Annotated in this window: 12 protein-coding genes; 8 read left to right on the top strand and 4 right to left on the bottom strand. The window is 72.3% G+C overall.

Translation table 11 applies throughout. The features are described 5' to 3' along the window. Window positions 1-56 precede the first annotated feature (56 nt). Window positions 57-977: a proteasome assembly chaperone family protein gene (locus J2S44_RS28950; protein WP_307245021.1), complete on the bottom strand. Its 921-nt coding sequence runs from the start codon at window positions 975-977 to the stop codon at window positions 57-59. Window positions 978-1,169: 192 nt separating this feature from the next. Here J2S44_RS28950 and J2S44_RS28955 point away from each other — a divergent pair, with 192 nt between their 5' ends. The 5 genes from J2S44_RS28955 (at window position 1,170) to J2S44_RS28975 (ending at window position 7,403) form a co-directional block, all read left to right on the top strand. Next, the gene (locus J2S44_RS28955; protein ID WP_310420346.1) at window positions 1,170-3,395 is read left to right on the top strand and encodes a putative bifunctional diguanylate cyclase/phosphodiesterase; all 2,226 of its coding nucleotides are present in this window, start codon (window positions 1,170-1,172) and stop codon (window positions 3,393-3,395) included. A 40-nt stretch (window positions 3,396-3,435) separates the two neighbouring features. Continuing rightward, on the top strand, window positions 3,436-5,322 hold the full coding sequence (locus tag J2S44_RS28960) for a glycosyltransferase (protein ID WP_310420348.1): 1,887 nt from the start codon (window positions 3,436-3,438) through the stop codon (window positions 5,320-5,322). Then, window positions 5,267-6,430, top strand: coding sequence for a hypothetical protein (locus J2S44_RS28965; RefSeq protein WP_310420350.1), 1,164 nt, complete (start codon window positions 5,267-5,269; stop codon window positions 6,428-6,430). Before J2S44_RS28960 ends, J2S44_RS28965 begins: the two co-directional genes overlap by 56 nt. Window positions 6,431-6,476: 46 nt before the next feature. Further along, entirely contained in the window at window positions 6,477-6,626 is a 150-nt protein-coding gene (locus J2S44_RS28970; protein WP_310420352.1) for a hypothetical protein, read from the top strand. A gap of 96 nt (window positions 6,627-6,722) precedes the next feature. Then, window positions 6,723-7,403: an EcsC family protein gene (locus tag J2S44_RS28975; protein ID WP_310429976.1), complete on the top strand. Its 681-nt coding sequence runs from the start codon at window positions 6,723-6,725 to the stop codon at window positions 7,401-7,403. Window positions 7,404-7,424: 21 nt separating this feature from the next. Here J2S44_RS28975 and J2S44_RS28980 read toward each other — a convergent pair whose 3' ends face one another. Then, the gene (locus J2S44_RS28980) at window positions 7,425-8,270 is read right to left on the bottom strand and encodes an SGNH/GDSL hydrolase family protein (RefSeq protein WP_310420354.1); all 846 of its coding nucleotides are present in this window, start codon (window positions 8,268-8,270) and stop codon (window positions 7,425-7,427) included. A 156-nt stretch (window positions 8,271-8,426) separates the two neighbouring features. Here J2S44_RS28980 and J2S44_RS28985 point away from each other — a divergent pair, with 156 nt between their 5' ends. Continuing rightward, on the top strand, window positions 8,427-9,779 hold the full coding sequence (locus J2S44_RS28985) for a transaminase (RefSeq protein WP_310420356.1): 1,353 nt from the start codon (window positions 8,427-8,429) through the stop codon (window positions 9,777-9,779). On the opposite strand, the gene J2S44_RS28990 is transcribed toward J2S44_RS28985, so the two are convergent. Both J2S44_RS28990 and J2S44_RS28995 read right to left on the bottom strand, forming a co-directional pair. After that, window positions 9,776-10,228 carry a response regulator gene (locus J2S44_RS28990; protein ID WP_310429978.1) on the bottom strand — a complete coding sequence of 151 codons (453 nt, stop codon included), beginning with the start codon at window positions 10,226-10,228 and terminating at the stop codon, window positions 9,776-9,778. The two genes, J2S44_RS28985 and J2S44_RS28990, sit on opposite strands and share 4 nt — an antisense overlap. Before the next feature lie 157 nt (window positions 10,229-10,385). Continuing rightward, window positions 10,386-11,183 carry a SigB/SigF/SigG family RNA polymerase sigma factor gene (locus J2S44_RS28995; RefSeq protein WP_310429980.1) on the bottom strand — a complete coding sequence of 266 codons (798 nt, stop codon included), beginning with the start codon at window positions 11,181-11,183 and terminating at the stop codon, window positions 10,386-10,388. Between the two features lie 275 nt (window positions 11,184-11,458). On the opposite strand from J2S44_RS28995, the gene J2S44_RS29000 reads away from it, so the two are divergent. After that, window positions 11,459-11,992 (top strand): RBBP9/YdeN family alpha/beta hydrolase, encoded by a 534-nt coding sequence (locus tag J2S44_RS29000; protein WP_310420358.1) that lies wholly within the window; start codon window positions 11,459-11,461, stop codon window positions 11,990-11,992. A gap of 89 nt (window positions 11,993-12,081) precedes the next feature. Further along, entirely contained in the window at window positions 12,082-12,582 is a 501-nt protein-coding gene (locus J2S44_RS29005; RefSeq protein WP_310420360.1) for a GNAT family N-acetyltransferase, read from the top strand. The last annotated feature ends 50 nt before the right edge of the window (window positions 12,583-12,632 follow it).

Raw genomic sequence — 12,632 nt, forward strand, 5'->3', positions numbered from 1 at the left:
AGGTAAGGGAGCGGGGCCGTGCCACGGATGGCACGGCCCCGCTCCTCGCGCGCGTCCTACTTCTCGTCGTCGCGGGCCTGCTCGGCCAGGTAACGCTCCAGCTCGGCGCCCAGCTCGTCCGCGGTCGGCAGCTCCACGGCCGGGCTGGCCAGCAGGCTGTTCGAGGCGCGGCCGCGGACGAACGCGTCGTACTGCTGCTCGAGCGCGCCGACCAGGTTGCGCCCCTGGTCGTCCTCGGCGATCTGCTGGTCGACGGCGGCCCGCACCTCGGCGGCGGACGCCCGCAGGCCGTCCAGCGGCAGCAGCAGGCCGGTCGAGTGCGACACGGAGCTGAGCAGCGTCTCGGCCGCGGCCGGGTACTCGGTCTGCGCCAGGTAGTGCGGGACGTGCACCGCGTACCCCATGGCGTCCTTGCCCTGCTCGCCGAGGCGCAGTTCGAGCAGGTTGCCGATGGCCGCCGGCACCTGCACCTTCTGCATGAACGACTCCTGGTCGCCGAGCAGCGCGGGCCGGGTGGCGTGCCCGGTGACGCTGGCCGGGCGGGTGTGCGGGACCGCCATCGGGATCGCGGTCATCCCGATCGTCAGCCGCACCCGGAACCGGTCGATGAGCTGGATCACCGCCGCGATGTACCGCTCCCACTGCAGGTCCGGCTCCGGGCCGGCGAGCAGCAGGAACGGCGCGGAGACCGTGTCGTGCACCAGGTGCAGCGCGAGCTTCGGCGTCTCGTAGCTGACCCAGTGGTCGCGATCGAAGATCATCGAGGGCCGCCGCGAACGGTAGTCCATCAGCTGGTCGACGTCGAACGTCGCCAGTTCGGTGCTGTCCAGCGTGCTGAGCAGGTGGTCCACCGCGAGCTGGCTGGCGCTGCCCGCGTCCACGAACCCCGTCATCGCGTGCACCAGCACCGGTTCGTCGAGCTCGGCGAGCGTCGGCAGGTCGTCGGTGAGCCGGTAGAGCCCCTCCGGATCGAGCACGGGTCTCTCCCCCTCCTGGAAAGAACAAGCCGATTCGGCCAACATCCAGGTCCCGCGGCTCATTCCCGCGTCACCGGGTGTTCCCGGTGAAATTCTCTCAAATTCCCCCTGTGACGTGTACGGCAGGCGCCTCATCTCGGCGCGCACGCCGCCGATGGGAGACGAGTCGGAATCGCCGACGGCAGGAGGGCCATGCGACGGTCGACGGCCGCGTTCTACGGTGTGACGGGCGGGGCGGTGTCGGCAGCCGCCGCGCTGGCGCTGTTCGCGCCGCTCCCCGCCGGGGTCCGCACGGTGGTCGTGCCGCAGACCGCGATGCTGCTGGCGGACGTGCTGGCGATCGGTTTCGCGGTGCGGGCGGCCCGGCGTCCGGGCTCGGACCCCGCGGCGCGTCGCGCCTGGAGGTTGCTGACCGGCGCGCTCATCGCGCTGTGCGCCGGGTCCGTGCTGTTCGCCGCGTTCCCGAACTCGACCGAGTTCCCGGTCCCGGGCCACTGGATGCGGCTCGGCGTGTTCCTGCCGCTGATGCTGGCCGGGCTGCTCTCGATGCCGCGGCGCGCCCGGGGGCAGTACACGCGCTGGAAGACGGCGCTGGACGTGAGCGCCGTGGTGGCCGGCGGCGCGATGCTGCTGTGGTACCTGGTCACCGGCCCGGCGCTGACCGCCGGGACGTCGCTGGGCCGGCACACGGTGGCGTTCGCGCTGGCGTACCCGATCGCCGACCTGGTGTTGCTCTTCGGCGTGACGCTGGTGCTGGTCCGTGGCCTGGACACCGCCACCCGGCTGCCGATGGTGCTGCTCGGCACCGCGCTGCTCTTCGAGATCGTCGGCAACACGTACCTGGGTTACCTGGCCGTGCACCCGGGCGGCCCGGCCGTGGTGCAGTGGCTCTTCTTCTGCTGGATGGCCGCGCACGCGCTGATCGCGGCCGCCGCGTTCGAGGCGTCCCGGGCGGCCGGCACCTCCGTGGTCCGCGATCCCGGCGGCGCGGTGACCCGGCTGCCCTACCTGGGCATCGTGGCCGGGTTGTCGTTGCTGGTGGTGGCCGCGCTGCGGGACGGCCGGATCTATCCGTGGACCGGCCTGGTGCTCGGCGCGCTGCTGCTGGTCGGCATCGTGGTGCTGCGGCAGGTCGCCACGCTGCGGGAGAACCACGAGCTGGCGATCACGGACGGGCTGACCGGCCTGGCGAACCGGTCCCGGCTGCACGACGCGCTCGGCCGCGCGCTGGTCAAGGGTCAGCGGTCCGGCCAGTCGACCGCGGTGCTGCTCGCCGACCTGAACGGGTTCAAGCAGGTCAACGACGGGCTCGGACACGCGGCGGGGGACCGGATGCTGGTCGAGTTCGCCGGCATGCTGCGCCGCGCCGTGCTCGGCTCGGACGTGGTCGGCCGGCTCGGCGGCGACGAGTTCGCGGTGGTGCTGCACGACATCGGCACGGCGGAGAACGCGCAGGCGGTGGTGCGGCGGCTGCGCCAGGAGATGAAGCTGCCGATCCTGATCGGCGACGTGGTGGTGCAGGTGCGTGCCGCGATCGGCGTCGCGGTGACCGGTCCCGGCGAGCACGACGTGGACACGCTGCTGCGGCTGGCCGACGAGTCGATGTACCGGGCGAAGCGCGCGGAGCACAACGGCACCGACCCGGACATGGAGGCGCTGGCGGCGGATCTCGGCGACGCGGTCCGCAACGGCCAGCTGCACGTGCACTACCAGCCGATCGCGACGCTGCCGGACGGCCGGATCGTGGGCGTGGAGGCGCTGGTCCGCTGGGAGCACCCGGAGCGCGGCACGGTGCCGCCGCTGTCGTTCATCCCGCTGGCGGAGGAGACCGGCGAGATCCGGGAGATCGGCGCCTGGGTGCTGGAGCAGGCGTGCCGGCAGGTGGCGGCGTGGCGCGCGGCCGGGCACCGGCTGCACCTCGCCGTGAACGTGTCGCCGCGCCAGCTCGAACCGGGGCTCGCCGAGCGGGTGTTCGCCGTGCTGGACGCGGCCGGCCTGCCGTACCGGGACCTGATCGTCGAGGTGACCGAGAGCGTGCGGGTGGAGGACCCGGTCGCGGTCGAGCAGTTGCGGAAGCTGCACGAGCGCGGCGTGCGGATCGCGCTGGACGACTTCGGCACCGGCTACTCCACGCTGCGCTACCTGACCGCGCTGCCGGTGGACATCCTCAAGATCGACCGGTCGTTCGTGGCGAAGCTGGACGGTACGCCGGAGGGCGCGGCCGTGGCCGAGACCGTGCTGCGGTTGAGTCGGATGATGCACCTGGAGACGGTCGCGGAGGGCGTCGAGTCGCCCGGCCAGGCCGCGGAGCTCGCCGGGCTCGGCTGCGTCAACGCGCAGGGCTTCCACTTCGCCCGGCCGATGGCCGCGGACGCGGTCTCCGACCTGCTCGCCGAACAGAACCCGGCCAGCGTCTGATTCGCCGCAAAAAAGGCAATTTACGTCATATCGTGTGGGAGTGACGAGCGCGGCGGGCGTGGGCGTGCCGGTCGGGGATCTGCTGGTCGATGCCGGGCTGCTGACCCGGCAGCAGATGTCCGACGCGGTGCGGACCTGGGTGCGCACCGGCGCCCGCCTGGAGACGATTCTGATCAACTCCGGCGTGGTCCGCCGCCTGGACGTCTACCGCGTGCTGGCCCGCGGCTGGGACATCCCGTACATGGAGGATCTGGACCAGTACCCGGTCGACGAGCGGCTGCTCGCCGGGCTGCAGCCGACCGAACTGGTCGCCGGCGCGTGGTTCCCGGTGCGGCGGCGCGACGACGGCACCGTGCTGGTCGCCACCGCGGAGGCGCCGAGCGAGCGCCGCCGCACCGAGATCTCCCGGCGGCTCGGCGACGCGCCGGTGGAGTTCGCCGCGGTCACCGGTCTCGACATCGACGTGGCCGTGATGCGTGGCTTCCGCGGCCTGGTGCTGGAGGAGGCGAGCCTCGGCCTGTGGCGCCGCGACGAGAACCGCTCGGCGCGCACCGTGCTCAGTCGCGGCCAGCGCTGGTTCTTCGGCGTCGCCGCGGTGGTGCTGGTGGTGCTCGCCGTCCTGTACCCGCGTGCGGTGCTGGTCGCGCTGTCCGCCACCGTCGGCGCCGCGTTCCTGGTCAGCGTGTGGTTCAAGTTCGCGATCTGCCTGTCCGGCGCGCGGTTCGAGCGGTTCGAGACGGTCACCGCGGCGGACGTGGCCGCGCTGCGCGACGTGGACCTGCCGGTCTACACCGTGCTGGTCCCGGTCTACCGCGAGGCGAACGTCGTCGGTGACCTGGTGGCGAACCTCGGCGCGCTCGACTACCCGCCGTCCAAGCTGCAGATTCTGCTGCTGCTCGAGGAGGAGGACGACGAGACGCGGAACGCGGCGAAGGCGGCCCGGCCACCGCAGACCATCACGTTCGTCACCATCCCGGCCGGGCAGCCGCAGACCAAGCCGAAGGCGTGCAACGTCGGGCTGTTCCTGGCGAAGGGCGAGTTCCTGGTCATCTACGACGCGGAGGACAAGCCGGACCCGGACCAGCTGAAGAAGGCGGTGGTCGCGTTCGGCCGGGGCGGGCGCAGCCTGGCCTGCGTGCAGGCGGCGCTGAACCACTGGAACGCGGAGGAGAACGCGCTCACCCGGATGTTCACGCTCGAGTACTCGTTCTGGTTCGACTACATGCTGCCGGGGCTGGACGCGAGCCGGATGCCGATCCCGCTCGGCGGCACGTCCAACCACTTCCGCACGGACGCGCTGCGCCGGCTCGGCGGCTGGGACCCGTTCAACGTCACCGAGGACGCGGACATCGGCATCCGGGCGGCCGCGCTCGGGCGGACGGTCAGCGTGATCAACTCGACCACGTTCGAGGAGGCGAACCGGGCGTACGGCAACTTCATCCGGCAGCGATCCCGGTGGATCAAGGGGTACCTGCAGACCACGCTGGTGCACCTGCGGCAGCCGGTCACGCTGCTGCGGATGATCGGCCCGCGGTCCGCGTTCGGGTTCGCGCTGCTGGTCGGCGGCACCCCGCTGACGTTCCTGTGCGTGCCGCCGCTGTACGTGCTGTTCGCCGTCTCGCTGCTGCTGCCGCCGGACACGCTCTCCCCGTACTTCCCCGGCTGGGTGCTGTGGAGCGGCCTGGTCAACCTGCTGCTGGGCAACTCATTGATGATCTACGTGTCGATGATGGGCGCGTTCAAACGACGGCGCTACCGGCTCGTCGCCTGGGGTCTGGTGAACCCGCTCTACTGGCTGATGCACTCGATCTCCGCCTACAAGGCGCTCTGGCAGCTGATCACCCGACCGCACTACTGGGAGAAGACCACCCATGGCCTCAGTACCGTCGCGGGGCACCCGCCCGCAGACGGCCCCGTTCACGCCTGAGTGGCCGCCCCGGGCACCGTCCACGACCACCCAGCGGCCGCGGCGGGCGCGAACGGCACAGAGCGAGAGACGCGCGGGTACGGTACGGCACTGGGCGTTCCGGTTCCTGCTCAGCGTGCCGTTCGTCGCGCTGGCCGCGCTCTGGACCGGTGACGTCTCCGCCAACGAGGCGATCGAACGGGACGGCACGATCATCGAGTGGGGCTCGGACCGGCTGAACTTCGTCAGTGAACTGTTCCCGCCGCTTCCCGCGGCCGTGGCCGGGCTGGCCCCGTACGGCACCCGCGGTCTCGGCGTGGCCGGCGCGCTGCTGGCCGGCGTGACGCTCGGCGTGCTGTGGGACCGCCTGCGCCGCTACGGGCTGCCGGTCTGGCTGGCCGCCGTGCTGCTGACCGGGCTCGGCGCGATGCCCGGCTTCGGCGCGCTCGCGGTCAGCGACTTCCGCGGGTTCGCCACGGTGGCGCTCCTCGCGGTGGCGCTGGCCGGGATGGTCCGGTTCGCGGCGGACGGCGACACCGGCGGCGGCTTCGCCTGCGGGCTGGCCATGGGCGCGGCCGTGATGTGCGACGTCTCCGCCGTGCTGTTCACCGTGATGCTGGCGGTCACCAGCGTGGTGATCATCCGCCGGCGCGGCTTCGGCGGCGCGGCGGCGGCACCCGGGCTGGCCGGCGCGACCGCGCTGGTGATCACGTTCCCGGCCGCGTCCGCCCTGTGCGGCTGGGCGTTCCTGGAGTGGCGGTTCGCCGGCACGTTCTTCCAGGGCCTGCGCGAGACCCCTTGGGGCCCGAACGTCATCACCGGCGGGTCCGCGGCGCTGGCCGAGCAACCGTGGCGGGAGCTGGGTGAGGCGGTGCTGCGGGCCCCGGTGTTCGCGGCGGTCCTGCTGCTGGCGCTGGGTACCGGCCGCTGGGTGCTGGCGCTGCTGCTGCCGGTCCCGCCGCTGCTGGTCGGGCTGGCCGTCGCGCTCGGCATGCCGCTCACGCCGGAGGAGGCGCTGCTCGTGCTCGGCACGGCCGCGCTGGTCACCCCGATGCCGTCCGGGAAGGTCGCGGCCGCGGTGCTGAGTGTCGCGGCCGGGTGTCAAGTGGCGCTCGGATGGTTCTGGTGACGTGGCGCGTGGGTATCACCATGTGAACCGTCAACAGGAGGCAGTCATGGCACGCATCGTCGACCGGATCCAGCACTTCCTGCGCTCCCCGGCGGGCCGCAAGGCCGCCGAGCGCGTCCAGCGCGAGCTCGCGAAGCCGCAGAACCAGCAGAAGCTGCGCGGACTCCTGACCCGCCTGTCCGGCCGCCGACGGTAGCCGGGCATCCTGTCCTTTCCCACCACGCACGTCTCCCGGAGCGCACACGTGACCGTACCGCCGGATGAATTCGACAGCCCCGCAGCCGACGACCCGATCGCCGAGGACGAGACGATCGCGGCGCCGCCCGGCACGCTGTGGGACCGGATGAAGAGCGACCCGCAGTACGCGCCGGAACACCTGGCGCTGGAGGCGGTGCGCCGGCTCGGCCCGCAGGCACGCGACTGGGCCGAGCGGTCCCGCGCGTTCCAGCCGGACGTCCCGGCCGACGTGCTCGCGCAGCGGGCCGTCAAGCGCTTCCGCAACCACGCCCGGCTCTCCGGCGCGGTCTCCGGCGCGGCCGGCCTGCCCGGCGCCGTGGTGGACGTGGGCGTGCTCGCCTGGACGCAGGCGCGCATGGTGCTGCACATCGCGGCCGCGTACGGCATCGATCCCACGCACCCGGACCGCGCCACCGACCTGCTGGTCCTGCAGAAGGTGCACAAGGTCGCGGAGACCGCCCGGATCGCGCTGGGCGTGGCCGCCGGCCGGGAGCGGGCCAGCGCGCTGTTCTCCCGCTCCGGCGGCAAGCCGCTGGCCGGCGTGATGCTGCGGCTCGGCGTCCGGCTGGCGCAGATGGCCGGCGTGCGCGCGGCCAAGCGGATGGTCGCCAAGGTCATCCCGGGCGCGTCGATCGCGCTCGGCACCTGGGCCAACTCCAGCGCGACCACCGCGCTCGCCCGGCGCGCCGTGGAGATCTTCCGCGACACGCCGCACTCCCTGCCCTCCGCCGGCTGACCGGCGTACCGGCGTACCGGCTCAGAAGGCGTAGGTCTTCTCCGCGATAGCGGCCTGACCGGCCACGTTCGGGTGGAAGAAGTCGAGGTGGTTGACGAGGTCGAGCGTGAACCGGACCCGGTGCACGGCGCCCTCGTCATCCCGGCAGCGCTCGCCGAACTCCCGGCAGGCCCGGCGCAGCTCCCGGTTGTAGTCCTCGATCCGCCCGTCCACCTCGCGGCGGCGGTCCTGGTCCGCGTCCGCCAGCGAGGTGGGATTGCCGAGCATGCTCTGACAGATGCCCCGGTTCCAGGCCGCGACCGCTCGCTCGTCGGTGTGCCCGAGTTCCCACAGCCGGTAGACGTCCGGAATGCTCGCGACCAGCACCTCCGCCTCCGGCAGCCCGTCCCGGATCGTGCCGAGCGCCGCGTCGACCTGGGCCCGGAAGTCCGCCACCGGCGTCATCGCGCCCGGGGTCGCGCGGCAGGCGTCGTTCGCCCCGATCAGGATCGTCACGTAGGCCGCCCCGGTGCGCACCGCCGCGTCCGCCTGACCGGCCAGGTCGGCCGCGCGTGCCCCGGCCTTCGCGAAGTTGTGCGCTTGGTCCGTGATGTCCGGGTTGGCCGCGCGAATCCGCAGGTAGTGGCTGTCCACGTCCGGGTCGAAGCCGGTCGACCAGGAGTTGCGGACGCAGCCGACGAGCGTGGCGCAGGTGCCGAGGCCCACGGTGATCGAGTCACCCAGCGCGGCCATCGAGGCGGGCAGGTCGTCGGCGGGCGGGGGCGGGTCCGCACCGGGTGCGCCGCCCCCGCCGGCCTCTCCCTCACAGGCGAGCGCGGCCACGCTGAGTGCGGCCAGGACCGCGACCTGCCAGCGTCGTACGACCATCAACTTCCTCCGATGCAGCGGACGGCGACGGTCTTGTGACTTTACGTTGTTGGGGTGGTCGGAAGCATGCCAAGTTATCGTTCAGGTGACCCCTGAAAACCGAGCGATCGGCTGTTATTTTGAGGAGCCCTCACCCGCCGGATCGGAGGGCCGTCCATGATTGATCGCGGGCGTCTCGCCACGCTGCTGGCTCGCGAACGCGCCACCTACGCCGACCGCAACCCGCGCTCCGCCGCCGCCTACGCGCGCGCCGAGCACCTCTTCGGCCGCACGCCGATGACCTGGACGAACAAGACCGCCGCCGGGTTCCCGCTCTACCTGGCGACGGCCCGCGGCGCCCACGTCACCGACCTGGACGGCCACGACCACGCCGACTTCGGTCTCGGCGACACCGCCGCCATGGCCGGCCACTCTCCCGCGCCGGTCGTCGAGGCCGTGCACCGCCGGACGGCCGAGCTCGGCGGTCTCAGCGCGATGCTCCCGACCGAGGACGCGGAGGTGGTCGGCGCGGAGCTGGCCCGGCGTTTCGGGCTCCCGCTGTGGAGCTTCGCGCTCACCGCGACCGACGCGAACCGGTGGGCGATCCGCCTGCTCCGCGCGGTCACCGGCCGCCCACGCGTCCTGGTCAACAGCTACTGCTACCACGGCTCGGTCGACGAGACGCTGATCGTGGCCGGCCCGGACGGGCGCCCGCGCCGCCGCGCCGGCACCGTCGGCGCGCCGGTCGACGTCCTCGCCACCAGCCGGGTCGCCGAGTTCAACGACGTGGACGGGCTGGCCCGCGAACTGGCCCACGGCGACGTGGCCGCGGTGCTGATGGAACCCGCGCTCACCCACGTCGGCATCGTCACGCCGGAGATCGGCTACCTGGCCAAGGTGCGCGAGCTGACCCAGCGGTACGGCACCTACCTGATCAACGACGAGACGCACACGTTCTCCGAGGGGCCGGGCGGCGCGACGCGGGCGTGGGAGCTGCAGCCGGACGTGGTCACCATCGGCAAGTCCATCGGCGGGGGAGTCCCGGCCGCCGCGTACGGCATCACCACCGAACTCGCGGACGCGCTGGCCACCCGCTCCGACCTGGACCTGGCCGACGCCGGCGGAGTCGGCGGCACCCTCGCCGGCAGCGCGCTGTCGATGGCCGCGACCCGCGCGACGCTCACCTCGGTGCTGACGGACGCGGCGTTCGAGCACATGATCTCCATGGCCCGGGCGTTCGCCGCGGGGGTACGGCTGGTCCTGGACCGCCACGGCCTGTCCTGGTCGGTGTGCCAGCTGGGCGCGCGCGTCGACTACCGCTTCACCTCTCCGGCGCCGCGCAACGGCACCCAGTCGGCGGCCGCGGCGGACCCCGAACTGGAGGACTACCTGCACGTCTACCTGGCGAACCGGGGCGTGCTGCTGACGCCGTTCCACACCATGGCGCTGATGTGCCCGGACACCACGCTCGACGACGTGGCGCGGCACCAGGAGGCCTTCCACGCGGCCATCAAGGAACTGGTCGACTAGGACCAGGACTGCTTCGGCAGCACCACGATCTGGCCGAAGAACTCGTCGATGTTGCGCACCACGTTCTCGAACTCGTCCAGGTCGATCGGCTTCGTCACGTACGCGTTGGCCTGCAGCGTGTAGCTGGACAGGATGTCCGTGTCCGCCTTCGACGTGGTCAGCACCACGATCGGGATCAGCCGGAGCCGTTCGTCCGCTTTGACCTCGGCCAGCACCTGGCGGCCGTCGACGCGCGGCATGTTCAGGTCCAGCAGGATCAGGTCGGGGCGGTTGGCCTCCGCGTGCTTGCCCTCGCGCCGGAGGAACTGGAGCGCTTCCTGGCCGTCGCTGACCACGTCGACGTGCTTGGGGCTGCCGGAGGCCTCCAGCGCCTCTTCGATCATGAGCACGTCGCCCGGGTCGTCGTCCACCACGAGGATGCGGACCGGCTGGGTGGAGGTGGACATCATCACCGGGAGTTCCTCGATTCGGGTGGCGTGCGGGAGGGCAGTCTACGGCACCGGAGGGGTGCGGCCCGGATTCCGGGCGCCGGACGGGCGCGAAAAAGCGCGCCGGCCAGGCACGGGGGAACCTGGCCGGCGCGCGGTCCGGGGTACGACGGGACGGTCAGTAGCCGTCCGGGCCGAAGTGGCCGCGCAGCTTGGTGAGCGCGCGGGCCAGCAGGCGGGAGACGTGCATCTGGGAGACGCCGATCTGGTCGGCGATCTGCGACTGGGTGAGGTTGCCGTAGAAGCGGAGCGTCAGGATCTTCTGCTCGCGCTCGTCCAGCGTCGCCAGTGCCGGGCCCAGGGCCACGCGCAGCTCGGCCAGCTCGTACTCACGGTCGACACCGCCGAGCGTGTCGCCCAGCTCCGTCGAGCCGTCCGCGGTGGCCGGGGTGGAGAGCGAGGTGGCCGTGTAGGCGCGGGCACCCTCGAGGCCCTCCAGGACCTCCTCCTCGGTGACCTTCAGGTGCGCGGCGATGTCCGCGACCGTCGGGGACCGGCCGAGCGACTGCAGCAGTGTGCTGTTCGCCTCGGAGATGGCCAGGCGCAGCTCCTGGAGCCGGCGCGGGACCCGCACGTCCCAGGTCCGGTCGCGGAAGTAGCGCTTGATCTCGCCGATGATGGTCGGGATCGCGTAGCCGGCGAAGTCGACGCCACGCTCGGGGTCGAACTTGTCGATCGCCTTGATCAGGCCGATCGTCGCGGTCTGCTCCAGGTCGTCCATCGGCTCGCCGCGGCCGGAGAAGCGCAGCGCCAGGTGGCGGGCGAGCGGCAGCCATGCCTCGATCGCCCGGTCGCGGAGTGTCTCGCGGGACGGATGCCCGGCCGGCATCGCACACAGCGTCTGAAGAAGCTCGGTCGCCTTGTCCGCCTGCGCGGCACGGGCGATCGGCTGCGGCTTGGTATCGGCCGCGGCCATGTCCTGGGTCGTCGTCGTGGTCATGGTGGTCCTCCCGGCACCTCGATGTCCTCCGGGCCCCGGGGGCGCGAGTCGATGGTTGGTGCACGACATCGACCGGGGGCTCGGCGCACCCTTGATAGCCGCTGGCCTTCCGGCTCAAACCACTTTTCTTCAAGAATATTTGCTGTCCACCAATCGAGTTGGGCTACCATGTCTCTCCGTAGTGAATCAACTACTAGAAGTGACATTCTTCCGACTCTGCGGTGGAGCGACGGTTGTCTATGATATGAGCCGTGGCACGGATACTTCTCGTACCCGGGCGCAGCGCCGCCTCACCGGATCACTGGCAGTCCCGCTGGGCCGCCGCGAACCCGGACTACCAGTGGGTGCCCCGCCCCAGCGGCCCGCTCTTCGACCTCGAGCTGCGTGTCGCCGCGCTGCACCGGGCGATCACCGCCGCGCGCACCCCCGTGGTGCTGGTCGCGCACAGCGCCGGCTGCATCACCACGGTCGTCTGGGCGAGCCGGCACGCCGGGCCGGTGCGCGGCGCGCTGCTGGTCGCGCCGCCGTACATCGATCCGGAGTGGCGGCCCGGCCCGGACGATCCCGACGAACCGGCCATCGACGTGCCGCGCACCGCGCTGCCGTTCCCGGCGATCGTGGTCGCCAGCCGCACCGATCCATACGCCGAGTTCGAGGAGTCCCGCGACTACGCCCTGGACTGGGGCGCCCAGCTGATCGACGCGGGGGACGCGGGCCACCTGCACAGCGCGGCCGGCTACGGCCCGTGGCCGGCCGGGGAGCAGCTGCTGAAGAACCTGCTGTGAGCCGCGCCCGCGTCCGGCGGTCGCGATCCGCGTGCCGCCGGGGGCGAAACGTTTGGCCGTCCGGGACGTCGGTTGGCTAGGGTCGGTGCATGATCACGGTACGGCGAGCGAACCCATCGGACGCGGCGGAACTGGTGCGGCTGCGGGCCGTGATGATCCGGGACGCGTTCGACGGCGAGGAGCCACCGCCGGGGGAGTGGCGCGAGATCGCGGAGCGGCAGTTCCGCGCCCGGCTCGCCGACTCGGCCGGGCTGCTCGCCGCGTTCGTGGTCGACCGGCCGGACGACCCGGGACGGCTGGCCGCGTGCGCGGTCGGCAGCGTGGACACCCGGATCGCCAGCCCCAACTCGCTGAGCGGCGAGTCCGGCTACATCTTCAACGTGGCGACCGACCCGGCGTACCGGCGCAAGGGTTTCTCGCGCGCGTGCATGGAGGACCTGATCGAGTGGTTCGCCAAGCGCGGCGTGTCCCGGGTGTCGCTGCACGCGTCGCCGGGCGGCGAGGCCGGTTACCGCGCGCTCGGCTTCGTCCCGCCCCGGCACACCGCGCTGCAGCTCGACCTGTGGAACCGTTCGGCTCAGGACGGGTGAGGGCCGGCCGATCCGTGAGTCACGACCGCCACGGACGGCGGTGTGCCGAC

Origin of the sequence: Catenuloplanes niger (assembly GCF_031458255.1) — a bacterium.
GTDB lineage: Bacteria > Actinomycetota > Actinomycetes > Mycobacteriales > Micromonosporaceae > Catenuloplanes > Catenuloplanes niger.